The organism is Paenibacillus mellifer, assembly GCF_023195895.1.
GTDB lineage: Bacteria > Bacillota > Bacilli > Paenibacillales > Paenibacillaceae > Fontibacillus > Fontibacillus mellifer.
The window spans coordinates 478,972-502,613 of record NZ_JALPRK010000001.1 but is presented as its reverse complement, the minus strand read 5'-3'; the positions used below and the strand labels follow the sequence as shown (position 1 = coordinate 502,613).

Here is a 23,642-nt window from a genome sequence, read left to right as displayed (position 1 = left end):
GCCGGGCTTGAAATCCTTATTTCTTTGTCCGATTAACCGTCGTCTCCGGTGTCGTCAGCTTATCGTAAAAATCGACGGCCTTATCCTTGTCCTCTGAAGCCCGAAGCGCCATCGCAGAGCGCGGATGCTCATCAAGCGTCCCCGTGATCATATAAGGGATCAAATACCCCCACTCCTCTTTCTCCCGAAGCGGGATGAGCAGCTCTTCTAAGACTTCCAGAATAGGGCGCAACTTATAATTTGTATTCTTCAGATGAGTCACAAGCAATTCGGTTGGGCAGTTGCCGGCCGCGCGTCCCATACCGTAAACGGAAGCATCCAGCAGCTCTACCCCGTGATCGGCGGCCACCAGGGTATTGGAGACCGCCAGCTGCATGTTGTTATGAGTATGCACACCTAATCGTTTTCCCGGCAGATGGGTTTTGAACTTGTTAACCAAATACTCCATGTCTTTATAGTCGAGACTTCCGTACGAATCCACGATGTAGACCACGTCAACGACGCTCTCCTTGATCATCTCGAACGCTTCCAGCAGCTCGTTCTCCATGACATTCGACAACGCCATAATATTCAGCGTGGTCTCGTAACCGCGGTCATGGAACAATTGGACCAACTGCAGTGCTTTGTCTACATCTTTTATGTAGCAAGCGACCCGAATCAAATCGAGCAGGCTTTCGCTGCGCGGTAAAATATCGTTTTCATCTACTCGACCAATGTCGACCAAAGCGGATAGTTTCGTCGTTCCTTTTTGAGGAATGACCTTGCGCAGGAATTCGTCGTCCAGAAACCGCCAAGGGCCAGCTTCATCCGCCCCCTTCAGGAGCTTGGGCGAGTTTTTGTAGCCGATTTCCATATAATCGACGCCTGCCTCATTTAAGCCTGCGTACAATTTTTGGACAAATTCTACGCTGAAGTCCCAGTTGTTCACCAGTCCTCCGTCACGTATGGTGCAATCGACGATTTTGCATTGGTTGGCTTTCATACCCGGCATATTCCTCTCCATCGTTTTACTATCCATCTTACTAAAGGTTGTTCGAAAAGTCATCTTTGCATCACGAAGATCTTTCAAAGAAGTTATGCGACGTCGAATCTTGAATTCAGCCGGGATTTCTGTTGCTCACGTAGATCTGTCAACGCTCCGCTATTCAATCCCTAACTTCATCCAGATATGAAGTTAATCACAGTACGGTTTGCCTGCTCATGATATATTACATTCAAATCCAATTGAGATTGATTCTCAATACCAATTGTCCAGCTAGAACCTACGCCGTTTACGGCTTACATACAAGACGCTACTGCTTACCATTTGATTAGGAAAAGGAGAGGTAATCCCATGACAACCTGTCGGTGCTGCCTGCTTGGATTGAAGCCCGGAACCTCATGTGCCATCACGCAATTCGGAAATATGGACCCGGTCCTGAAACGGCGCCTCGCCGATCTCGGCGTTCGGGAGGGAACTCGCGTTGTAGTGAAGCGCTACTGCCTCTGGGGTGGTCCGGTCACGTTGGAATGCGCCGGTCAACTGCTGGGCATCCGTCAGAAGGAAGCCGCCCATATCGAGGTGGCGGTCTCATGAACAATGCTGCATTGATCGGAAATCCGAATACCGGGAAAACCTCGTTGTTTAACACCTTGACCAGTTCCTACGAATATGTCGGTAACTGGGCCGGCGTGACGGTTGAGAAAAAGGTTGGCCAGCTGCGGAGCAAATCCGGCCAATTGACCGACCTGCCCGGGATCTACACCCTCCGCCCCCTCTCCCGGGACGAAGGAGTGGCGGCGGAATACCTGGCCGCTGAATCCCCGTCGGTGTTGGTGAACATCGTTGACGCTTCCAATCTGGAGCGCAATTTATATCTGACGCTGCAACTGCTCGAATATGGAAAGCCCGTGATCATTGGGCTTAATATGATCGATGTCGCCAAGGCGAACGGACTTCAGATCGATCCGGTGAAGCTGGCAGCCCGGCTTACAACTCCGGTTCTCCCCCTGATCGCCCGAACCGGGAAAGGCAGTAAAGAGCTGCTGCGGGCGATTGAGCAACGGCATCTTGAGGCGGCAGACGCCCCTCAGTATGCCATTCACTATGGCGAAGCGATCGAACGGGCGATCCGCGACATCTCCCGGGAGCTTACCGCCGGCTGGGAGGAGGGGCGTCCAGCCTTGCGCTGGATCGCTTTGCAGGTGCTTGAAGATAATCCAGCCGTCATCGCCGCGCTCCCGCCCCAAAGCGACTTGAACAAGCTGCAAGCCATCCGTGCTGAAGCGGAGAAGCAACTGGCCGCAGCTGGGTTCGACACCTCCGCAGAGGAGCATATCCGCAACGTCCGCACCAAGCACATTCGGGATATCTGCAGCGAAGCCGTTGACGCCTCCCAGAAGAAACCCCATACGATGACGGAACGTATCGACCGCATCGTCACCCATCCGATTCTCGGCATCCCGCTGTTTATGGCCTTCATGTTTCTTACTTTCCAACTGACGTTCGACTGGCTGGGCAATCCACTCTCCGACCTGCTCGATGGGTTTATCACCGGACCCCTGACCGGCGGTACGGAGAGTCTGCTGACGAATGTAGAGGCGTCGAGCTTCACGCATGCGCTGATCGTAGACGGTATCATCGGAGGGGTCGGCGGCGTGCTGGTATTTATTCCGCAGATCTTCATCATGTTCCTGATCATTTCCTTCATCGAAGACTCCGGTTATATGGCCCGCATAACCGTCATGATGGATAAATTGATGGAAATCGTCGGGTTAAACGGCAAGGCTTTAATCCCGTTTATCTTGGGCTTCGGCTGCAACGTGCCAGCCGTCATGGCTTCCCGCAGCATCGAGCAGCCAAAGGAGCGAATGCTGACCATGCTGCTGATACCGCTGATGTCCTGCTCCGCGCGGCTGCCGGTTTACGCTTTGTTTGCCGGTATCTTTTTTGCCGAGTCGCAAGGCCTGATCGTCTTTTCCCTGTATATGCTCGGCATCGTGTTGGCGCTTGTGCTGGCTAAAGTCTTCTCGATGTTCCTGTTCAAAAACGAACGTTCTTTCTTTATGGTCGAACTCCCGCCTTACCGAATGCCGCAAAGCGTTACTCTGTTCCGCAGTACCTGGGAGAAAGGCAAAGGCTTTCTGCGCAAAGCCGGCACCTTCATCCTCGGCGGTTCCGTGCTGATCTGGCTACTCACGTACCTGGGTCCGGGCGGTGTGGCGGAGAACATGGACGACAGTTTCCTCGCGGCAATCGGCGGTTTATTCTCGTCCGTTCTGCAGCCGTTAGGTTTCGGCACCTGGCAATCCGGAGCCGCCTTAATCACTGGCTTTATGGCCAAGGAGGTCGTGGTATCGACAATGAACATCATCTACCACGCGCCGGATATGGCTGGCCTGCAAGGCCAGATCAACGCATCCTTCACAGGGCTTCAGGCCTACAGCTTTATGGCCTTCGTCCTGCTCTACACCCCGTGCCTCGCCACGGTTGGCGTTCTCCGCAAAGAAACTGCTTCCTGGAAATGGACGTTCTTTTCGATCGCTTATTCGTTAACGCTTGCTTATCTCGTATCATTTCTAATTTATCAAGTCGGATTACGACTAGGTTTGGGTCTGGCTTAAAAGGAACGAATAGATCCGGAAACGAAAGGAGCAATTCATCATGATCGATATTGTGATCGTCGCCGCCATTTTCGGTTACGCCGCCTTTGTGTTATACCGCGGCTTCAAGAAAAGCAAAAAAGGCGCCTGCGCCTCCTGCTCGCAGCAGAAATCCTGTTCTGCGGCTTGCGGAAATTACGCGGCGTCCTCTTCGGTATCTCCGGCCAAGGGCCCAAAAGAATAAGCTATATGGCCAGCGGGAGCGAGATCACAAAGATCGTTCCCGCTCCTTTTAAGCTGTCCACGGTAATATTGCCTCGATGGTTCCTTATGATCCGGTAACTCACCGATAATCCCAATCCGGTTCCCTTCTCCTTCGTCGTAAAGAAAGGATCAAACAAGCGGCTTAGCATCCCTTTATCCATCCCGCCGCCGTTATCCTGCACCGAGATGTTCACCGATTTGCCTTCCATCTCCGCACGGATATCGATCACCCCTTGGTGGTCACCGCCTACCTCAGCGATCGCGTCCATGGCATTCTTGATAATGTTCAGCAGCACCTGCTTGATCTGCTTGACATCGATGGAAACGAGCAATTCCTCCTTCGGCTCATGAAGGATCATTTGGCACCCCTTCATCAGCGCCTCGCTTTCCGTGAGAAGAACGACCTCCTTCAGCAGAGAAGAAACGTTCACCGTCGATTTCTGCGGGGCTGACGGCTTGGAAGAATTAAGAAATTCGTGAATAATGTCGTTGGCCCGGTCGATTTCCGTCAAAATAATCCGAGCATACTCATCTTTGCCCAACTGGAGCAAATGCGGTCGAAGCAGCTGAATGAACCCGCGAATGGCGGTAAGCGGATTCCGAATCTCATGGGCAATCGCCGCCGAGATCTTCCCGAGCATCGCCAGCTTGTCGTTCTGATATGCCGTTTGTTCGATTCGCTTGAAATCGGAAACGTCCTTGACGCTTAGCAGAAAGTCTCCATCCATCTGATCCCCGTACGTGACCGTGATGAGCCAATGCCGGCCGTATTCGTCGATTAACTCATGATATTTTTTGCGATGAAAAATCGTCTCCCGGTAAATACGCAAAATCTTGCGTTTCTTAAATTGGTTGAGATGCGGGTGTCGCAGCATCTGCAGCAAGTTGCAGCCGATCAGGGATTGGCGCGGCATTTCGAGCAGTTTGGCCATCTGCACATTGATAAAGGTTAGAACCCCATCGCTGTCAAACAGCATTATTCCGCTGTCCAGGTGTTGGAGTACGTTCTCATACTTGTTTTTTACGAGCTGGGTCGATTGGTATGCTTTGACGGACTGGAGTAATGTCTCTTGAAATTCACTCAACAAGTGTGGTTCCCCCTTTACTCAAATGATCATACGATCACTACCTAGAAGAACTTACCCTGACTCGGCGCGTTTAACTCAACTTTCTATGCGATCTATGGCGTAGGATTTCACATCATGGCAATGGATGCATGTCCACGTAATCAAATCTAATAAGTCAAAAGCCACCTATTTCAATCATAGTCAAGTTTTCCAAATACCGTCAATCAGAGATACTGTCGAAAAAAGTTGGATGAGCGCAAAACGACTACCATAGTCCTAAAAAAGTGAAAATAGCCTCCCTTCCGGGAGACTATTTTCGAATCCATCAACGATTGTTGTGTTGAAGCCGAGCTCTACGCCGGCTCATGACAGCCAGCCTTTTTTTGAGTTCCTCCGTCCATTTCTCATCGCCGATTTGTTTGGCCACGGACAGGAGATCCAGCGAAATATCAATTTGGCTTTGTACGATCACCAAGGGATCTTCGTCTTCCCGATTGACGCAGTTTCCAAAGATGGACTCATCGTCCTCCATCACGAAATCCTGAAAGTCAATTTCCGAAACTCCGTCGCCATGCGCATATTCCGCCAGAATTTCGTATTCGTTCTCCACTTTATAATGAACCTCAACCCGATGGCACACTGGGCAAAATAACAGGGGTACATTATGAACCTGCGTACGATAATGCTTCAAAGTCCCCTTTGTTCCCAGCATGCTGGCTCCGCAGCAAAAACTCATTCCCCTTCACCCCTTCTCGCGTTCGGTTCATTCACGCCTCTCAGCCTTCTCAGGACGGGATTTCATATAATTTATTCGTGAAGCTTGCTTCAAATTCCTGCATAAGGCTTGTAAATCCTGGGACCCCATCCACTCCTCTACAGTCTCAGCTGTGGGGCAAAAAACCCCCGATTTGAGCTAAGCTCAAACAGGGGGTCCATCTTCTTATCTTTATCACATGGTAACATCGGCCATATGCAAAGTCAATTTTGTTGCTCGCTGCTGATTATTTCTTGATTGCGGCAACAATCAGGTCGCCCATTTCCTTCGTACCGACCGCCTGACCCTTGTCGACGGCGATATCGCCTGTGCGGTGACCGGCATTCAGTACGTCAGCGACGGCTGCCTCGATCGCGTCTGCGGCATCGGCATAACCGAAGGTCATGCGGAACATCAGCGCTACGGACAAAATCGTTGCAATCGGGTTAGCCAGATTCTGACCCGCGATGTCCGGAGCCGAACCATGAACGGGTTCATACAACCCGAAGCTGCCTTCGCCCAGGGAAGCCGAGGACAACATCCCGATCGAGCCGGTAAGCATCGCCGCTTCATCGCTCAGAATGTCACCGAACATGTTCTCCGTCACGATGACGTCGAAGCTGGCCGGACGGCGCAGCAGCTGCATCGCGCAGTTATCGACAAGGACGTGCTCCAGTTCAACATCCGGATATTCCGGTGCGACCCGATTCACAACCTCGCGCCACAACCGCGAGGTCTCCAGCACGTTAGCCTTATCGACGGAAGCCAGCTTCTTGCGGCGCTTCTGAGCAATCTCAAACGCCTGGCGTACGATCCGCTCGACCTCGCTGACGTTATACGCGCACGTATCAACGGCTTCCTGCCCCTGCTCCGTATCGCGGCGGTATTTCTCGCCGAAATAAATGCCGCCGGTGAGTTCGCGGACGACGATGAGATCCGTGCCCTCAAGCACTTCCGGCTTAAGCGTTGAAGCATCCTTAAGACAATCGAACACGACTGCCGGACGCAGGTTCGAGAACAAGCCGAGCGCCTTACGGATACCCAGCAGTCCGGTCTCCGGGCGTAGTTCCTTCGGATTGTTGTCCCATTTCGGACCGCCTACGGCCCCGAGCAATACGGCGTCGGCCTTTTGGCATACCTCCAGCGTCTCTTGGGGAAGCGGCGTCCCTTTCTCGTCGATAGCGATGCCGCCAAACAAGGCACGTTCCGTTTCAAACTTGTACCCGAACAGCTCCTCCGTCCGTTTCAACACTTTCTCCGCTTCGGCTACCACTTCCGGTCCGATACCGTCGCCTGCGATTACCGCGATTTTTTTGACTTCTGCCATTGCTTCCAGCTCCCTTTCGTGAACATCCTCTTCTTCAGTTGTAACACACCGGGTTAGGATAAACAAAGATATAGAATCTATTAAGGTCATAGGTTTTAACTATAAGCAGGCAAAAAAACAGCGAAGCTGAATAAATCAGCTCCGCTGCAACCGTCTCCCGGTTCGATTACGCCCGAATTGCGGAATTCGACTTTCTCTTCTCGATTAATCGGTTGAGCGCATCGACATAAGCGCGGGCACTCGCTTCCAAGATATCCGTGCTGACGCCGCGACCCTGCACGGAAGCGCCGTTCTGAGTCAGCACGACGTGAACCTCCCCTTGGGCATCCTTGCCGTGGCTCACCGATTTGATCGAGTAATCGGCCAGTTTGACTTCCTCGCCGGAAGCGAGGTCGATCGCGTTATAAATCGCGTCAACCGAACCGTTGCCTTCGGCTTCCTTCTCGATAATATCACCGGCAAGCGTGACCAGACGGACCTTCGCCGCCGGTGTCGCTTCGTTGCCGTAAGAGACGAAAATCGTTTCGAGGCGGAATTCCTCCGGTGTGTCGATCAGCTTCAGCTCGACGATTGCCAGCAGATCCTCGTCGGTGACTTCCTTCTTCTTGTCGGCCAGCGCTTTGAATTTGGCAAAAGCTTCGTTCAAACGCTCGTCGTCCAGCGAGTATCCCATATCCACCAGCTTCTCGCGGAACGCATGACGACCGGAATGCTTACCCAGAACGAGCTTGCTCTCCTTGAGCCCGATCGTCTCCGGGGACATGATTTCGTAAGTTGTTTTCTCCTTCAACATGCCATCCTGGTGAATGCCAGATTCATGGGCGAAAGCATTCGCGCCAACGATCGCCTTGTTCCCCGGCACGACCATCCCGGTCAAGCGACTCACCAGCCGGCTCGTACGGGCGATTTCCGTCAGTTCGAGCGACGTTTTCGCACCAAAGAAATCAAAGCGCGTTTCCAACGCTAACGCCACTTCCTCCAGCGCAGTGTTACCGGCCCGTTCTCCGATTCCATTGATCGTCCCTTCGATTTGGTCTGCGCCGCCTAAGATCGCAGCCAGAGAGTTCGCTGTCGCCAGACCCAAATCATCGTGGCAATGGGCGCTCAGCTGGATCTTCTCAATTCCAGGCACCTTCTCCTTCAGCGTGCGGAAGATGTTACCGTATTCCTCGGGATACAAATATCCGACCGTATCCGGAATATTCACTACCGATGCGCCTTCGCGGATCGCCATCGCCGTCATCTCGCAGAGGAAATCCAGTTCAGTCCGGCCGGCATCCTCACAGGAGAATTCGATCTTCGAAAAATACTTACTAGCATACCGCAACGCAGCCTGCGCCGTTTCCAGCACTTGGTCTTTGTCCATCTTCAACTTATATTTCCGGTGGATCGGACTGGTGGCTAAGAACAAATGGATGCAAGGATCCTCGGCCCCTTGCAGCGCTTCACGGACCGCATCGATATCCTGTGTACGCGACCGCGACAAACCGATGACCGTCGACTTCTTGACTGCACGTGCTACGGCATTCACCGCGGCCAAATCCCCGGGTGAAGCTGCGGGAAAACCCGCTTCGATTCGGTCGACCCCCAGCTTCTCCAGCTGATAGGCGATCTCCAGCTTTTCACGAGTATTCAGGTTCACGCCAGGGGATTGCTCGCCATCCCGTAGCGTCGTATCGAAAATATAGATTTTGCGCATGCCAAGCACCTCCTCCGAAAAGCTCCAATGCGGCTCACACAAAGGGGCGGCCGCATTGGGTATTCAGGCTTTTACTAATCTTACGTTATCCCCTAACGAGGGTATACCGTTTATTTCTTGATCCAGTGCATCAAGCCGCGAAGCTCTCTTCCGACCACTTCGATCGGATGGTTTGCTTCGTTGCGGCGAGTTGCGGTGAGGAACGCACGGTTCGATTGGTTCTCCAAGATGAAGTCGCGAGCGAATTTCCCTTGTTGGATATCGGAAAGCACAGCTTTCATCGCTTTCTTGGTTTCTTCCGTCACAACGCGAGGTCCTGTTACATAATCACCATACTCGGCTGTGTTGGAAATGGAATCGCGCATCGTTGCCATTCCGCCTTCATAGATCAAGTCAACGATCAGCTTCATTTCGTGCAAGCACTCGAAGTATGCCATTTCTGGAGCATAACCCGCTTCAACCAGCGTTTCGAAGCCGGCTTTGATCAGGGCGGTTACGCCGCCGCACAATACAGCTTGTTCGCCGAACAAATCGGTTTCGGTTTCTTCACGGAACGAGGTTTCGATGACCCCTGCGCGTGTACAGCCAATCCCTTTCGCATAAGCGAGGCCGATTTCTTTCGCTTTACCGGTAGCATCTTGGTGGATAGCGATCAGACCAGGAACGCCAAAGCCTTCCACATACGTGCGACGAACCATGTGGCCCGGCGACTTCGGAGCAACGAGCAATACGTCATTGTCCGGGGAAGGAACGATTTGACCAAAATGTACGTTAAAGCCATGGGCGAACAACAACGCGGCGCCTTTCTTCAGGTTCGGTGCGATTTCGCTGTTGTATACGGCAGCTTGCGTTTCGTCCGGCATCAGGATTTGCACTAGATCTGCGCGTTTGGTCGCTTCCGCAACGGACAATACTTCAAAACCGTCTTCCTTCGCTTTGTTGAAGGATTTGCCTTCCCGCAGGCCGACAACGACATTCAGTCCGCTTTCGCGCAGGTTTTGCGCATGGGCATGTCCTTGGCTGCCGTAACCGATGATCGCGATCGTTTTTCCTTTCAATACGCTGAGTTCTGCATCTTGTTCATAGTACAAAGTAACTGCCATTTCTTATGCCCTCCTAAGATTTGCGGGACAGTCAAGCTGTGCCCTTGATTAATATAAGTATGGTTTCCTCCGCCTGTGACGAGCGGGCGTTTCAATGGACCGACGCCTTTAAGCGATAAAGTGACATCTTGACTAAATCGATCCCCTCAAACACCCGCCCGTTGTCTGGCGGAGGGGTGAAGCCGCTGGTGGCGGCAAAATACGATTAGGTTTGAGCGCTTAAGCGTTCCCGCGGATCATGGCGGTGACGCCGGTGCGCGATAGCTCCCGGATGCCGTAGGGGCGAAGCAGTTCGATCATGGCGTCGATTTTCTCGGTATCGCCGACGACTTGGACCATCATGCTGTTCGTTCCGATGTCGACGACCGCGGCACGGAACGTTTCAACGACGCCCATGATTTCCGGGCGCTCCGCCGGCTCGGACTTCACCTTGATCAACGCCAGCTCGCGAGCAACCATCGGTCTGGAGCTGAGATTCACAACTTTGATGACATCAATCAGTTTGTACAGCTGTTTTTCGATTTGTTCAAGCGTTTTGTCATCGCCTTGCGTGACGATGATCATCCGGGACAATCCCTCTTCCTCGGATTGACCCACGGTGATGCTTTCGATATTGTAGCCGCGCCGGCCGAACAGACCGGCAACGCGCTGCAGAACCCCTGGCTGGTCGTTCACTAATACGGAAATCGCATGGTTTCTCATCATCATTCACTGTCCCCCATTAGCATTTGATCAATGGTGGAACCTTGGGTAACCATCGGATATACGTTTTCCTCTTTGCTGACCACGAATTCCACCAGAACCGGTCCCGGCGTGTCGAGCGCTTCCTGCCAAGCACGTCTGGCTTCTTCCTTGTTTGTTGCCCGCAGACCTTTCACCCCATAAGCTTCGGCCAACTTGACGAAATCCGGACTGCCTTCAAGATTGATATGGCTATAACGGTTGTCATAGATCAATTCCTGCCATTGACGAACCATACCGAGCACCTGGTTGTTTATAACGACTACTTTGACCGGGATCTTGTTGATGGCGCAGATCGCTAGCTCTTGGGCACACATCTGCATGCCGCCGTCTCCATTAATCGAGATGACCAACCGATCGGGATGCCCCATTTGCGCGCCGATCGCCGAAGGGAACCCGAAGCCCATCGTCCCGAGGCCGCCCGAGGTAATCCATGATCGAGGCTGGTTAAATTTGTAATACTGCGCCGCCCACATTTGATGCTGACCTACGTCGGTCGTGACGATCGCCTCTCCGCCTGTCGTGTCGTTAAGCAGCTCAATCACCCACTGCGGTTTCAGAACGGTATCCGAATCGATATATCTTAGCGGCTTCTCGATTTTGGAACGTTGGATCTGTGTTCTCCAAGCATCCGCTTTGTCCGCCCGCGAAACGATCGGGTTCAGCATCTCCAGCACGGTTTTCACATCGCCTACGATCGGAATGTCTGCGTGAACGTTCTTGCCAATTTCAGCCGGGTCGATGTCGATGTGCACGATTTTGGCCTTCGGTGCGAACCCGTCCAGCTTGCCGGTTACCCGGTCGTCGAACCGTGCCCCGATGTTGATCAGCAAATCGGATTGCTGAATCGATTGATTCGCTGTATAGGTGCCGTGCATACCGGGCATTCCCATCCATAGCTCGTGGCCGCTTGGGAAAGCGCCCAAACCGAGCAGCGTTGTCGTAATCGGAATTTGCGCCTTGTTCACGAATTCGAACAGCTGCTCATGTCCGCCGGAGTATACCACGCCGCCGCCGGCGATAATGACCGGGCGCTCGGCTTCCTGGATGGCCGCCGCCAATTTGTCCAGCTGCAGCCGATTCGGCACCACCGTCGGATTGTAGCCTCGCAGATTGATGGTCTGGGAAGGCTCGAACAAAGCCTTGTTCGCGGACACGTCCTTCGGAATATCGATCAGGACCGGACCTTTCCGTCCCGTGTTCGCAATGTGGAACGCTTCGTGGATAACACGAGGCAGGTCCTCAACGTTCCGAACAAGATAACTGTGTTTCGTAATCGGCATCGTGATGCCGGTAATGTCCGCCTCTTGGAACGCATCTGTGCCGATCAGGCTGGAGACGACGTTCCCCGTGATAATAACGAGCGGAACGGAGTCCATGAACGCGGTGGCGATCCCCGTCACCGTGTTGGTCGCTCCTGGACCGGAGGTGGCGATACATACGCCGACTTTCCCCGTGGCCCGGGCGTACCCGTCCGCCGCATGGATGGCGCCCTGCTCATGTCGGGTCAGCAGGTGGTGGAAATCGGTAAATCCGTACAACGCATCATAAATGTACAACACCGCTCCGCCTGGATAACCAAAGACGCACTCGACACCTTCCAAAAGCAAGCTGCGAAGCAGGATATCGGAACCTGTAATGACTTCCGGTTTCATCCATTTCTCTCGTAATTGTTCTGTGGACCGCGTTTCTGGAATTTGCGCGCTCATCAGTCATCCTCCTTCCAAATGATGTTCAAAAAGTCATCTTTCGATCACGATGCTAAATCATGCTGTGATTCGACGTCGAATCTTGAACTCACCCGGGCCTTCCGTTGCTCACGTACCCAATACGTACGCTCCGCTACTCAGTCCCTAGCTTCGTCCAACCTTCTCGGTGCTCGAGACCTAACTTTTTGAACTTGATCTAACTTTTTTCAAACCCCAGTACTTACCTAAACTAAAAAAACCTTCCGCCCGCCGGAACAGTTTCCTGCTCCGAGGGACGAAAGGTTTGATCCTCCGTGGTACCACCCATTTTCACCTGGCACCTCGCAGTGCCAAGCCTTGACGAGTAAAAGCGTGAGCCGCCTTACTCGTGGTCCGTAACGAGGACCAAACGATTTCCCCTAATAAGCTTTAGTCGCAATCGCCACCGCGGATGGATTGCAGCTTTTCAGGGAAACAGCTCCGAGGTGAGCTCGCAGTTAAGGGATTTTGGTGGTGGTCTCAGCAAATCCACCCACTCTCTGAGCAAAGAGCCCTTAAAGCTTCGTCCTCTTCATCGCCGATGCAAGATATGTCTTAAAATGTTTAGAAACATTATATGATTAGTTTACACCACGAGTCAATACCCTAAAGAATTAAAGTTTCTGACAGGAACCCATTCCCTCCTCCTTCTCATATGATAAAAGATAGCGCCTAAAATTATGCACGGTTAGGAGGAGATTCGCGCATGATTCGATACAGAAGGCCGAAACAGGACGATCCCATCATCCACGATTTGGTCCGTGGGGAGCTTGTCCCCTTCTCCCATCTGCCTCCACAGGACATCGAAACCGTCTTCAAGGATATCCCGCTGCGGCTGTCACGCGGCGTCTCGCTGGTGGCTTCCCCAACCTATGAAGCGGATCCGGTTGCCTTTATTCATTTTCTCATTCACGGCGATTTGTTATATATTGACATGATGGCGGTGGCGTCGGCTCATCAGCGGCAACGGCACGGCAAAACTCTGATGGCCCATGCGGAAAACTTTGCCACCTCCCGGGGATGTCTGCGCGCAAAAGTAATGGTGGACCGGGACAATACCCGAGCCCACCTATTTTACCGTAAATTGGGGTATCGAACCCAACGTTACGTCCCGTTATCCCAATGTTATGAACTGGAAAAAAGGCTGCCCAGTCGCACTTAGCGTTTTACCAGAAATACGGGTAAGGGTAACCTCCGCCATAGGGGACGCCACCATAGGGAACACCGCCGCCGTATGGAACACCGCCAAAGGCGTATGGAGCGGTGCCGATCGCCAGCAGATCGAACAAAACAAGCGGGATAATCGCTTTTGTTCTGACTTTCTTACCGGGGGCTTGGCGAACAATCAGACGATTGCCGCTGATTTTCACCAGTTTGCCCGTAACAACCGTACCATCTTTTTTATAAGCCGCGATCTGTTTGCCCAGCCATTTCTCGGCTTCTTTTCTCGTAACCGTTCTGCCCATCCTAATTCCTCCTGTCAGGTTAGATCCTATAGCCGCGAAAAACCGCTCTGGCCGAACCGTTTGAATCGGCTATTTTGTGTTCACCCCTAACCTATTCACTCGTCCCGATTCCTGCTTACACCATCGCCTTGTCTTCCAACAATCGGGCTTCTCCCCCTAAATAACGCAAAAAAAAAGGATGCTGCCCATGCAGCATCCTTTTGCTTCTTTCTAACGTTTCCCCGGATCGTATGGTGTACCTAGCGCCGCCGGCGCCGAGGAACGTCCTACCGCTCCAACGAGGACGATAATCGTCAACACGTAAGGGATCATAAAGATAAATTCCTGAGGAATGCTTCTCGACCATTCAAACAACTGTACGTAGTTGCGAATCGCCTGCGAGAAACCAAAGAACATCGCCGCTCCGAAAGCACCGAGCGGGTTCCATTTGCCAAAGATCATCGCCGCGATGGCAATAAAGCCCTGGCCGGAAATCGTGTTATGAGCAAACGTACTGGTCGTCGTCAATGTGATCGTTGCGCCGCCGATCCCCCCGAGCATACCGCTGAGGAGCACGCCGATGTAACGCATTTTCGTGACATTTACACCCAACGTGTCCGCCGCGCTTGGATGTTCGCCGACAGAACGCAGTCGTAACCCAAACGGGGTCTTGAACAGTACAAAGTAAATGACCACGACGAGGATCAATGCCAAATACGTCGTCGGATACGAGTTGAAGAAGCCCTCTCCGATAATGGGGATGTCGCGCAGAATCGGGATCGGGACTTTATGGAACACCGTAACGAGCGGGGTTTCGGCTGCCCCTTCAAACAGCAATTTGACGATGTATACGGTCAAACCCGCTGCCAGGAAGTTGATGACAATCCCGCTGATCGTCTGATCCGCCTTAAACGTGATCGTAGCAACGGCATGGATCAATGCGCCAATCGCACCCATCACCATAGCCGCAATGACCCCAACCCACGGTGAGAAAGCACCCATGCCTGCTTCTTGGGCATAATAGGTCCCTACGCCGGCGGCAAATGCGCCAAATATCATTAACCCTTCCAAGCCGATATTTACAACGCCGGATCGCTCCGAGAAAATGCCGCCAAGCGCCGTAAAGATCAACGCCGTCGAAAACACGAGGGTAGAGTTCAGCAATTGACCAAGCAGTGTAAGTACGTCCATCTTACGACACCTTCTCTTTCTTGCGCTTCAGGTAAAACGGCTTCAGCACGATTCTCACGATGCCCTGAGCGGCAATGAAGAATATGATCGAGCCGATCACGATCTTGATCAGCTCCGGAGGCACCCCGGCGCTGAAGCTCATCCCCGCCGAGCCGTAGGTCAGCACGCCGTACAGAATCGATCCAAGCACCACACCAAACGGATGGTTCATCCCAAGCAGCGCGACGGCAATGCCGTCAAACCCATACCCTGGAGAAGCCGCGAAGACCGATTGATAATGGAACACGCCAAGCACCTCGAAGGTCCCGGCCAGGCCGGCGAACACCCCGCTGATGAACATCGCTTTAACGATGTTTCGGCTAACATTCATCCCGGCGTATTCCGCCGCATTCGGGTTCAAACCAACGGAACGCATTTCGTAACCTTGCTTCGTTTTCCAGAGGTAAACAAAGAAGAATATCGCTGTCAGAAGAGCGATGACCGTTCCCCAATGGATCCGCGCATTGTTAAATACGTCATTCAGGAACGTCATCGAGGCGGAAGCTGCGATGTCTTCGGAACGGTTTTGGCCCTTCAGGAGATAGAAATTACGGATGACGTAATTTGATAAATACAACGCCGTCCAGTTCAACATGATCGTGGTAATAACCTCATTGATGCCCCGTTTGGCTTTCAGATAACCTGCAATGCCAGCCCAGAGACCGCCACCGATCCCCCCGGCAATCACTGCCAGAGGAACCAGGATGCCAGACGGTAGTCCTGAGAACGACAACGATACCGCCGTTGCCGCGGTCATACCGATTAAAACCTGGCCGTCCGCACCGATATTAAACATCCCGGAACGGAATGCAAACGCAACTGCTAGACCCGTAAACATAAGCGGCGTAATTTGCCGAATCGTTTCACCAAAGTCATAAGGATTGCCTACAACCCGCTGCAGCAGCGCGCTATACGCGACGATCGGATTGTATCCCCCGATCAGCATGACCACTGCGCCAACCAACAAACCAAGCACGATGGCAACCAGCGGCAGAATAACGCTGTCCAATGTAAATATTTTTCGCAATTTATCCAACGCTTTGACCTCCCCGTTCCAGGCTTCCCGCCATCATTAGGCCAAGCTCTTGATCGTTGGTTTCCTGTGGAAGCACTTCGCCGACGATCCGCCCTTCATAAATGACGGCAATCCGATCGGATACGTTCATAATCTCGTCCAGCTCGAAAGAGATCAACAATACCGCCTTGCCTTGGTCCCGCTGCGCAATCAGCTGCTTATGAACGAATTCGATTGCCCCAACGTCCAGTCCTCGCGTCGGCTGAGCTGCGATCAACAGGTCCGGGTTCTTATCTATTTCCCGCGCAATAATCGCCTTCTGCTGATTCCCCCCGGACAGGGAGCGCGCCTTCGTTTCCACGCTTGGCGTACGCACATCAAACGCCTCAACTAATTGCTTGGCATGTTCATCGATCGCCCGCTGATTCAGCAGACCACCCTTGCTGTATGGCGCTTGATAATATGTTTCTAGCACCATATTCTCGCTGACGGAGAAATCCAGCACCAAGCCATGCTTGTGACGGTCCTCAGGGATGTGGGACAACCCGCTTTCGATGACCTTTCGCGCCGGTAGATTGGTAATCTCCTTGCCCGAAAGATGGATCGAGCCGGATTCGATTTTGCGAAGTCCCGTGATTGCTTCAATCAATTCGGTTTGCCCGTTACCATCAACCCCGGCGATACCGACGATTTCTCCAGCACGCACCTCCAGGTTGAGTCCGTCCAGCACATGGAGGCCATGCTTGCCCTTGGCTTTCAAATCGCTTAGTTTCAAGACAGGTTGTCCAATTTGAGGTTCTTGTTTATCTACCTTGAAGGAGACTCCCCGGCCAACCATCTTCTCCGCCAACTCCTGCGGGTTCGTCTGATTCGTCACCACGGTATCGATGACTTTACCGCGGCGAATAATCGTAACTCGATCCGAAATCTCCATAATTTCCTTCAGCTTGTGGGTAATCAAAATGATCGATTTGCCTTCCGCCACCAACCGTCTCATGATGACCATCAATTCCTCGATTTCCTGAGGTGTAAGCACAGCGGTCGGCTCGTCAAATATAAGGATATCCGCGCCGCGGAACAGAATTTTCATAATTTCGACCCGTTGCTGCATCCCGACGGAAATATCGTGGATTTTTGAGTTAGGGTCCACTTGAAGGCCATACTGCTCCGACAATTTCGCCACCTGGGCGGACGCTGATTTATAGTCGATATTAAGTCCCTTTTTCGGTTCCATGCCAAGAATGATATTCTCGGTAACCGTAAAAGGCTGTACAAGCTTAAAATGCTGGTGAACCATACCGATTCCCAGCTTGATTGCCTTGTTGGGATTGTCGATCGTCACCGGTTGCCCGTTCATCTCAATCGAGCCTTCATCCGGCTGATAGAGGCCAAATAAAATGTTCATCAACGTTGATTTGCCCGCACCGTTCTCGCCGAGCAGGGCATGAATTTCGCCCTTTCGTAAGGTTAGGCTGATGGAGTCGTTGGCGACTACACCGGGAAAACGTTTTGTGATTTGCTTCAACTCGACTACGGGAGCTTCAGCGCTCATGAAACCACCCTCACCATTATGGGATTAACGCAAGCAACAAGGCCAGTTGATCCACTGGCCTTGCCTGCTTGAATGACTCTATTATATTCTACTGTCCATATGGACGTAAACGTCTCCGCTTGCTTTATTACTCGGCTGGTACTGTAACTTCGCCGTTAACGATTTTTTGCTTGAATTCTTCCACTTTGTCCAAGATTTCTTGGCTCACGTTTGGATTCTCTTCAGGCAAGCCTACGCCGTCTTCTTTCAGCGTAAGGTTAGTAACTTGACCACCTTTGAACGTACCGTCGATCACTTGTTGCGTTACGTTCTTAACGGCAACGTCAACGCGTTTCATCATCGAAGTCAATGTTACTTCGTCGCCGAATTCGAGCGATTGGTCTTTGTCGACGCCGATAACCCACAATTTGTTAGCACCGCCGGCTTGGTTGCGTGCAGTTGCTTCGTTAAATACGCCATTCCCCGTTTGTCCAGCAGCCGGGAAAATGATGTCGGCGCCATCGTTGAACAATTGAGTTGCCAAAGATTTGCCGATATCCGGCTTGTCATAAGCACCCGCATAAGTAACCGTTACTTTTGCGTCCGGGTTAACCGCTGCGACGCCTGCTTGGAAACCAACTTCGAAACGTTTGATAACCGGGCTTTCGGCACCGCCGATAAAACCGATTTTGTTCGTTTTCGTCGTCAGACCTGCTACTACGCCAACCAGGAAGGAACCTTCATTTTCGGCAAACGTAACGGATTCTACGTTTGGAGCGTCAACAACGTTGTCGATGATCGCCATTTTGACGTTTGGATTCGCGTCAGCGACCTGTTTTGTCGCATCGCCCAGATCGAAACCGATCGACCAAGTCAAATCGTAGCCGCCTTGTACAAATTGAGTCAGGTTTGGAACGTAGTCAGAGCTTTGGGAACTTTGCAGGTATTTGTGTTGGATCCCTTGCTCCTTGTTCATCGCTTCGAGCGCTTCCCATGCGGATTGGTTGAAGGATTTGTCGTTTACGCCGCCTACGTCGGTTACGAGACCAATCTTAAACTTCGATGCATCGGTTGCTGTGTTTCCGCCGTTACCCGCTTGCGTGTTGTCGGCCGTGTTGCCGGCGTTACCGGTATTGGCTGTACCACCGTTGTTCGCTGCATTGTTGTTGCCGCATCCCGCCAAAATCAGAGTAAATGCGAGCACCATGAGTAAAGATAGCTTGAAGGCTTTGTTCATTGCGGTTAATCCCCCTTAATATTTTGTGAGCCTTGTCTAAGTTGACCACACAGACCGATTATACCTGTAAAATATGCTAAAATCCATACTTTTAATAACCTTGGGTTAAATAATTTTCGTCTTTATTTTGAATAAAACGCTTACTTTTGACAAATTTATCATCCAATGTTCGCTTCATGTCAAGTCCATCCATAAACACTGCTATTCCCGAACACTCTGACGCATTTTCAACGAAATCTTCGGTATTCCCCCAGGTTCTTACGGATATGCGGATATGTTGTGCGGCTTACCTATAGCATTCCTAATTTCTCTATTTTCCATGCCTGCCCGGCGGATCTTTCGGCAGTGTTGGACAGTTCAGTTTGGCCCACCCCCACTAATTTCCAGCGAGAGTAAGATCAACAGCCGTTTCCTGCCGGGAGCCTGCCGGCTTCGCTTTATGTATCCGAGTTGCCTCGAAATCCCCAAAAAAAGCGCCGTCCCGGAATCAACCGGAAACAGCGCCTTAAACTTTTGAACTTAAGCGTTGATTTTTTCTTTAGCTACAGCTGCCAAAGAATTGAAAGCGTTCAGATCGTTTACTGCGAGATCAGCCAGCATTTTGCGGTTGATGTTCACTTCAGCGAGCTTCAGGCCATGCATCATTTTGCTGTAGGACAAACCGTTCATACGAGCCGCTGCGTTGATCCGGACGATCCACAGTCTGCGGAAGTCACGTTTTTTTGCACGACGGTCACGGTATGCGTACAGCAAGGATTTCATCACTTGCTCGTTAGCGGTTTTGAAAATACGGTGTTTCGAACCAAAATAACCTTTAGCCAGCTTCAATACTTTTTTATGACGACGACGAACGACGAATCCGCCTTTAACTCTTGCCATTTAAAAAACCTCCCAAAAAGTTGTGTTAATTGTATCTCGGTAATTACTTCAAGTTTGCCAGTTGTTGCTTCATGCGGCTAACGTCACCTGCGTAAGCAACAGGGCTGTTGGCCAAAACACGTTTTGCACGTTTCGACTTATGGGACAGCAAGTGATTGCGGTTCGCTTTGTAACGTCTTACTTTACCGGATCCGGTAATTTTGAAGCGGCCTTTCAGGCTGCTGTGAGTTTTCATTTTAGGCATTGTACTTCCCCCTCAAAGGTTTATGAACGCTAGCTTCCTCTTCCGAGTCATTCCACAGACGGAACGATCATATATAGAAGCAAACGCTTAGTTTTTCGGTGCCAAAATCATAATCATGCTGCGTCCTTCCAGCTTCGGAAGGCGTTCGATGGTAGAGATTTCCGCGACCTCTTCTTTGACGCGGTCGAGAATTTTCTTCCCGATGTCGGCGTGGGTAATTTCCCGTCCGCGGAAGCGTACCGAGCATTTTACCTTGTCGCCTTCTTTCAAAAATTTGATCACATTGCGAAGTTTCGTCTGGTAGTCGTGTTCCTCGATGTTCGCGCGGAACCATACTTCCTTGATGTCCACAATCTTCTGATTTTTGCGAGCTTCCTTCTCTTTCTTCTGCTGCTCGTAACGGAACTTGCCATAGTCCATAATCCGGCATACCGGCGGCTTGGCAGTCGGCGCAACGTTCACCAAATCCAGATTCAGGTCGATCGCCATCTGCAGCGCTTCGCGCAGCGGTGTAATTCCGATTTGTTCACCTTCGGCACCCACCAGACGGACCTCTTTCGCACGAATCTCATCATTGATCAAATGTTCCTTACTGATAATTCTCCACCTCCAAAAGGTCTTAAGTAATGACTTGGACCGGTACTCACACACATAAAAAGGATGCAGGTCCTCACCCGCATCCCTCATTGATCGTCGTTAGTCTTCATGAACATTCCATTCATAAATCAACGGATCAAGACCAGCCAACACGAACGTCGGTCAGGTGAGAAGCCGGGGCCTCTGCTTGCAATCCAATAACTTTCTTGCAACCTCAAATACTATATCATGTGCCTTGCGCCAAGTCAAGGGAAATTGAGAATGAAATCTTGCCTCCTCCCCGGTGTCCCTTCGAGTGACGTACGGCCATCCGATTTCGATCGGTTTGCGAATCGAATGAAGCGAATAAGGTGATTGAATCACCTTATAATCTCGATATCGATGTTTTGTAGGGAAATAGAGTGATTTTTTCACCTTATTTCGCTTAAACCACCCGAAAGTCCCTTGCCCGCCGTAAATAGGATGATGAAAGCACCTTATTGTACCAAAAATCCAGCGTCCTGCCGGAATAGCGTTACTATTTCACCTTAATCACACGGAGGCCCGGTTGAATTCAAGATTCGATGCCGAGCCCGCTACGTTAGCTATTACTTCGTGATCAGCCACCATGGTTTTGAACTACACTTTCAATCAAAAGTTAAAAACCGGCTTTTCAGCACCGAGAAGGTTGGATGAAGCAGGGACCGAGTAGCGCAGCGTAGGTGAGCCTACGTGAGTACACGGAGGGCCCGGCTGAATTCAAGATTCGATGCCGAGCCCACTTCGTTAGCTTATACTTCGTGATCAAAAGCTGGTTTTTAACTTACCTTGTTGCTTTGGACTTCTTCTAGGCGGACAACGCGCGTATGCTGCGTATGACTCCATTGCTTGTTGTTTTGCGTGAAGAACGCGTAGAACGTGATCGGCCACCAAGAAATCAAGTAAATCGGGAATAGGATTAGGTACGCATACACCTTCTTGGACTTCACCTTCTCCAGGAACATCGCCATCAGGAAAATAAAGACGTTCGCCACGATGGCCACGTAGGACACCCACATCGGCAGGTAACCGTACAGTGTATCGAAGTGTGGTCCGCGAAGCAGCGACTGGTCAACCCAGATAAACGCCGTCAGCAGGAACGTCAACAGCACGATATACACGTTAGCCCCGTAAAGCGCCATATCCAGCTTCACCATGTTCCGCTCCTTGATACTCTTCCAGAGGAGCGGGAAGAAGTAACGGCGCGCTACGGTGAAGTGACCTTGCATCCAGCGCAGGCGCTGGCGAGCCGACGCTTTAAACGTCAACGGCTTCTCGTCGAACAGCTTGGCGTCATAGTTAAATACCGGGTACACACCGCGCTCAACGCAGCGCATCGTAAACTCCAGATCCTCAACCAGACTAGTTGCGCCCCAACCGATTTCCTTGAGGAGCTCGGTCTCGAAGCACATGCCCGTGCCCCCGAGGAAGTTCGCCATCTTCAAGTTCGTCCGGGACAGCTGCCACAGACGGTTGCAATACCAATAGGAGATCCCGTAAGAAGCGGTGATCCAGGAATCCTCCGGATTCTTCGTGTCGATATAACCTTGAATGACCCGGGCGCCGGAGCAAAGATCGTTATTCATTTCACGCAGAAAATCCGGATGAGCTAAGTTGTCGGCATCGAACATTACGACCGCGTCGTATTGACGCGGCATTTTCCACAACTGTTTCAGCATCCATTCAATCGCATAGCCCTTCCCGCGCAAATTGGGATTGCTGCGCACGCAAGCATTCATGCCATGGCTGCGGACGATGCTTGCGGTATTATCGGTACAGTTATCACAAATGACAAACACGTCGTATAATTCTTTTGGATAGTTAAGCTGCTTCAAATTCTCCATCAAAGCTCCGACCACTTGTTCCTCATTGTGCGCCGCGACTAACACAGCAAAGGACTTGCTCGGTGCGTGCTGAACCTTGTTTTTCTTCCTGTACATGCCAAATAAAGCTAAACCAAATTGATACACCCCTACCACCGCAAGTACGACCTGCAGCGAGATCAAGATGACATCCAACATGATTTCTTGCCCCCTTTTACTCCGATGATTTGTTTTTGTTTGTTTTCGGAGTTTTTTTGTTTTTATGACCCTTTCGTTCTTCTTGCCCTTTTTTCATTGATACGAATAACCGGCTCTTTTGTTAAACCATTACGATTTTCCATGAGTTGACTGCTTTTGTCAAAACCACTGTGACCCCGCCGTCGCTCAAATACCTTGAAGTCCGGCAATTTTGGCACACGGGACCCCCGCATCCTGCTTTCAGGTACGGTTACATCTTATTTTCATCACTTTTGGCATTTTTTATTTCTATTTTCTTCTTTTTTTATCGACCGGCTAACGAAACATTGACGTTACATCTACATAAACGTGAGAACCCAGCAAAAAGTTTACAATTCTGCACCCTTTTTTTTAAACTTATTTGCTATGATTTGAATCATTGTACAGGGGCAATGGACGGAAAGTCAAAAAAGAGTACGGCAGGCAACACAAAAAACGTCCTTGAAAAGGCCATTGATTAAAAATATGATAAGTCTAACCTGAAAATGCCATGCTACTTGAAACGGACGGCCCTTGGACGGGCAGTTTTCAGGCTGATAGAACGCGGCCCAACATCGTGCGGAGGGATTTCATGATTCGTTTATTCCATAAGCTTCAACAACTTGACCGGCAGCTCTTTGTAGGGATCAACGGCCGCCTGCACCGCAGCTTCCTAAATTTCTGGCTGTACCATTTAACCCATTTGGGGGGAGCCTGGTTTACCATTCTCTCGTCCTTGCTCATTTGGTTGGCTGCACCGCAGCCGTGGAGCAAAATCGGCCTGCAATCCTGCGTTGCGCTTGCAATCAGTCATCTTCCGGTAGCGCTTGTGAAAAAAACCTATCCACGCCTCCGGCCCTACTTAACGTTGCCAGGCACGAACACTTTCCGAAATCCGCTGACAGACCATTCGTTTCCATCCGGTCATACAACGGCGATTTTTTCCGTCACTGTGCCGTTTATGGCGGCTGCGCCTGGTCTCATTTTGGTTCTTTTACCGCTGGCTCTGCTCGTCGCAGTTTCGCGCATTTATTTAGGTTTGCATTACCCTTCGGATACCCTGGCCGGAGCTGTGATTGGCTCCTCCGTAGCGCTCGGAACGGTTGCAATATGGGCTTAAAGGGGATATTGTAGACAGTAGGA

At 51.3% G+C, this 23,642-nt stretch carries 22 protein-coding genes; 5 read left to right on the top strand and 17 right to left on the bottom strand.

Annotation, left to right across the window (positions count from 1 at the left end; genetic code table 11):
• Positions 1 to 16 precede the first annotated feature (16 nt).
• Positions 17 to 982, bottom strand: a complete 966-nt coding sequence (locus tag M0651_RS02255; RefSeq protein WP_248550210.1) for an aldolase catalytic domain-containing protein — start codon at positions 980 to 982, stop codon at positions 17 to 19.
• Positions 983 to 1,333: 351 nt separating this feature from the next.
• Between M0651_RS02255 and M0651_RS02250 the strand changes: the two genes are divergently transcribed.
• The 3 genes from M0651_RS02250 to M0651_RS02240 are packed head-to-tail and all read left to right on the top strand — an operon-like array spanning position 1,334 to position 3,826.
• Entirely contained in the window at positions 1,334 to 1,576 is a 243-nt protein-coding gene (locus M0651_RS02250; RefSeq protein WP_248550209.1) for a FeoA family protein, read from the top strand.
• Positions 1,573 to 3,603, top strand: a complete 2,031-nt coding sequence (feoB, locus tag M0651_RS02245) for a ferrous iron transport protein B (protein ID WP_248550208.1) — start codon at positions 1,573 to 1,575, stop codon at positions 3,601 to 3,603. Before M0651_RS02250 ends, feoB begins: the two co-directional genes overlap by 4 nt.
• Positions 3,604 to 3,643: 40 nt before the next feature.
• Complete coding sequence (locus M0651_RS02240; protein WP_282577687.1) at positions 3,644 to 3,826, top strand: FeoB-associated Cys-rich membrane protein; 183 nt, start codon at positions 3,644 to 3,646, stop codon at positions 3,824 to 3,826.
• Between the two features lies 1 nt (position 3,827).
• Here the strand turns inward: M0651_RS02240 and M0651_RS02235 are convergent, their stop codons facing one another.
• The 7 genes from M0651_RS02235 to ilvB form a co-directional block, all read right to left on the bottom strand.
• A complete protein-coding gene (locus M0651_RS02235) occupies positions 3,828 to 4,934 on the bottom strand; it encodes an ATP-binding protein (protein ID WP_248550207.1) in 1,107 nt (368 codons plus the stop codon).
• A gap of 304 nt (positions 4,935 to 5,238) precedes the next feature.
• Positions 5,239 to 5,649 (bottom strand): hypothetical protein, encoded by a 411-nt coding sequence (locus M0651_RS02230; RefSeq protein WP_178022042.1) that lies wholly within the window; start codon positions 5,647 to 5,649, stop codon positions 5,239 to 5,241.
• 265 nt (positions 5,650 to 5,914) lie between these two features.
• Positions 5,915 to 6,994, bottom strand: coding sequence for a 3-isopropylmalate dehydrogenase (leuB, locus tag M0651_RS02225; protein ID WP_248550206.1), 1,080 nt, complete (start codon positions 6,992 to 6,994; stop codon positions 5,915 to 5,917).
• A 166-nt stretch (positions 6,995 to 7,160) separates the two neighbouring features.
• Positions 7,161 to 8,693 carry a 2-isopropylmalate synthase gene (locus M0651_RS02220; protein WP_248550205.1) on the bottom strand — a complete coding sequence of 511 codons (1,533 nt, stop codon included), beginning with the start codon at positions 8,691 to 8,693 and terminating at the stop codon, positions 7,161 to 7,163.
• 110 nt (positions 8,694 to 8,803) lie between these two features.
• Positions 8,804 to 9,796, bottom strand: coding sequence for a ketol-acid reductoisomerase (ilvC, locus tag M0651_RS02215; RefSeq protein ID WP_248550204.1), 993 nt, complete (start codon positions 9,794 to 9,796; stop codon positions 8,804 to 8,806).
• Positions 9,797 to 10,015: 219 nt separating this feature from the next.
• The gene (gene ilvN, locus M0651_RS02210; RefSeq protein WP_248550203.1) at positions 10,016 to 10,504 is read right to left on the bottom strand and encodes an acetolactate synthase small subunit; all 489 of its coding nucleotides are present in this window, start codon (positions 10,502 to 10,504) and stop codon (positions 10,016 to 10,018) included.
• Positions 10,501 to 12,246: a biosynthetic-type acetolactate synthase large subunit gene (ilvB, locus tag M0651_RS02205; protein WP_248550202.1), complete on the bottom strand. Its 1,746-nt coding sequence runs from the start codon at positions 12,244 to 12,246 to the stop codon at positions 10,501 to 10,503. The genes ilvN and ilvB overlap by 4 nt, the downstream gene beginning before the upstream one ends.
• Positions 12,247 to 12,970: 724 nt before the next feature.
• Between ilvB and M0651_RS02200 the strand changes: the two genes are divergently transcribed.
• Positions 12,971 to 13,426 (top strand): GNAT family N-acetyltransferase, encoded by a 456-nt coding sequence (locus M0651_RS02200; protein ID WP_248550201.1) that lies wholly within the window; start codon positions 12,971 to 12,973, stop codon positions 13,424 to 13,426.
• Positions 13,427 to 13,430: 4 nt separating this feature from the next.
• Here the strand turns inward: M0651_RS02200 and M0651_RS02195 are convergent, their stop codons facing one another.
• The 9 genes from M0651_RS02195 to M0651_RS02155 all read right to left on the bottom strand — a co-directional run bounded on the left by M0651_RS02195 (position 13,431) and on the right by M0651_RS02155 (position 22,481).
• Positions 13,431 to 13,730, bottom strand: a complete 300-nt coding sequence (locus M0651_RS02195; RefSeq protein ID WP_248550200.1) for a hypothetical protein — start codon at positions 13,728 to 13,730, stop codon at positions 13,431 to 13,433.
• 210 nt (positions 13,731 to 13,940) lie between these two features.
• On the bottom strand, positions 13,941 to 14,900 hold the full coding sequence (locus tag M0651_RS02190; protein ID WP_248550199.1) for an ABC transporter permease: 960 nt from the start codon (positions 14,898 to 14,900) through the stop codon (positions 13,941 to 13,943).
• Between the two features lies 1 nt (position 14,901).
• Positions 14,902 to 15,975, bottom strand: coding sequence for an ABC transporter permease (locus tag M0651_RS02185; RefSeq protein WP_248550198.1), 1,074 nt, complete (start codon positions 15,973 to 15,975; stop codon positions 14,902 to 14,904).
• Positions 15,968 to 17,506, bottom strand: coding sequence for an ABC transporter ATP-binding protein (locus M0651_RS02180; RefSeq protein WP_248550197.1), 1,539 nt, complete (start codon positions 17,504 to 17,506; stop codon positions 15,968 to 15,970). Before M0651_RS02180 ends, M0651_RS02185 begins: the two co-directional genes overlap by 8 nt.
• Positions 17,507 to 17,633: 127 nt before the next feature.
• Positions 17,634 to 18,722, bottom strand: coding sequence for a BMP family lipoprotein (locus M0651_RS02175; protein WP_248550196.1), 1,089 nt, complete (start codon positions 18,720 to 18,722; stop codon positions 17,634 to 17,636).
• Between the two features lie 519 nt (positions 18,723 to 19,241).
• A complete protein-coding gene (gene rplT / locus M0651_RS02170; protein WP_248550195.1) occupies positions 19,242 to 19,601 on the bottom strand; it encodes a 50S ribosomal protein L20 in 360 nt (119 codons plus the stop codon).
• Positions 19,602 to 19,644: 43 nt separating this feature from the next.
• Positions 19,645 to 19,845 (bottom strand): 50S ribosomal protein L35, encoded by a 201-nt coding sequence (rpmI, locus tag M0651_RS02165; RefSeq protein WP_059046389.1) that lies wholly within the window; start codon positions 19,843 to 19,845, stop codon positions 19,645 to 19,647.
• An 87-nt stretch (positions 19,846 to 19,932) separates the two neighbouring features.
• A complete protein-coding gene (gene infC, locus M0651_RS02160; RefSeq protein ID WP_155607533.1) occupies positions 19,933 to 20,427 on the bottom strand; it encodes a translation initiation factor IF-3 in 495 nt (164 codons plus the stop codon).
• A gap of 812 nt (positions 20,428 to 21,239) precedes the next feature.
• On the bottom strand, positions 21,240 to 22,481 hold the full coding sequence (locus M0651_RS02155; RefSeq protein ID WP_248550194.1) for a glycosyltransferase family 2 protein: 1,242 nt from the start codon (positions 22,479 to 22,481) through the stop codon (positions 21,240 to 21,242).
• Between the two features lie 610 nt (positions 22,482 to 23,091).
• Here M0651_RS02155 and M0651_RS02150 point away from each other — a divergent pair.
• Positions 23,092 to 23,619: a phosphatase PAP2 family protein gene (locus M0651_RS02150; protein WP_248550193.1), complete on the top strand. Its 528-nt coding sequence runs from the start codon at positions 23,092 to 23,094 to the stop codon at positions 23,617 to 23,619.
• Positions 23,620 to 23,642 lie beyond the last annotated feature (23 nt).

Excerpts from the sequence above, each read along its gene's own strand:
- M0651_RS02255 (WP_248550210.1), bottom strand. The coding sequence starts at position 982 with ATGAAAGCCAACCAATGCAAAATCGTCGATTGCACCATACGTGACGGA.
- M0651_RS02250 (WP_248550209.1), top strand. The coding sequence starts at position 1,334 with ATGACAACCTGTCGGTGCTGCCTGCTTGGATTGAAGCCCGGAACCTCA.
- feoB (WP_248550208.1), top strand. The coding sequence starts at position 1,573 with ATGAACAATGCTGCATTGATCGGAAATCCGAATACCGGGAAAACCTCG.
- M0651_RS02240 (WP_282577687.1), top strand. The coding sequence starts at position 3,644 with ATGATCGATATTGTGATCGTCGCCGCCATTTTCGGTTACGCCGCCTTT.
- M0651_RS02230 (WP_178022042.1), bottom strand. The coding sequence starts at position 5,649 with ATGAGTTTTTGCTGCGGAGCCAGCATGCTGGGAACAAAGGGGACTTTG.
- leuB (WP_248550206.1), bottom strand. The coding sequence starts at position 6,994 with ATGGCAGAAGTCAAAAAAATCGCGGTAATCGCAGGCGACGGTATCGGA.
- M0651_RS02220 (WP_248550205.1), bottom strand. The coding sequence starts at position 8,693 with ATGCGCAAAATCTATATTTTCGATACGACGCTACGGGATGGCGAGCAA.
- ilvC (WP_248550204.1), bottom strand. The coding sequence starts at position 9,796 with ATGGCAGTTACTTTGTACTATGAACAAGATGCAGAACTCAGCGTATTG.
- ilvN (WP_248550203.1), bottom strand. The coding sequence starts at position 10,504 with ATGATGATGAGAAACCATGCGATTTCCGTATTAGTGAACGACCAGCCA.
- ilvB (WP_248550202.1), bottom strand. The coding sequence starts at position 12,246 with ATGAGCGCGCAAATTCCAGAAACGCGGTCCACAGAACAATTACGAGAG.
- M0651_RS02200 (WP_248550201.1), top strand. The coding sequence starts at position 12,971 with ATGATTCGATACAGAAGGCCGAAACAGGACGATCCCATCATCCACGAT.
- M0651_RS02195 (WP_248550200.1), bottom strand. The coding sequence starts at position 13,730 with ATGGGCAGAACGGTTACGAGAAAAGAAGCCGAGAAATGGCTGGGCAAA.
- M0651_RS02190 (WP_248550199.1), bottom strand. The coding sequence starts at position 14,900 with ATGGACGTACTTACACTGCTTGGTCAATTGCTGAACTCTACCCTCGTG.
- M0651_RS02180 (WP_248550197.1), bottom strand. The coding sequence starts at position 17,506 with ATGAGCGCTGAAGCTCCCGTAGTCGAGTTGAAGCAAATCACAAAACGT.
- M0651_RS02175 (WP_248550196.1), bottom strand. The coding sequence starts at position 18,722 with ATGAACAAAGCCTTCAAGCTATCTTTACTCATGGTGCTCGCATTTACT.
- rplT (WP_248550195.1), bottom strand. The coding sequence starts at position 19,601 with ATGGCAAGAGTTAAAGGCGGATTCGTCGTTCGTCGTCGTCATAAAAAA.
- rpmI (WP_059046389.1), bottom strand. The coding sequence starts at position 19,845 with ATGCCTAAAATGAAAACTCACAGCAGCCTGAAAGGCCGCTTCAAAATT.
- M0651_RS02155 (WP_248550194.1), bottom strand. The coding sequence starts at position 22,481 with ATGTTGGATGTCATCTTGATCTCGCTGCAGGTCGTACTTGCGGTGGTA.
- M0651_RS02150 (WP_248550193.1), top strand. The coding sequence starts at position 23,092 with ATGATTCGTTTATTCCATAAGCTTCAACAACTTGACCGGCAGCTCTTT.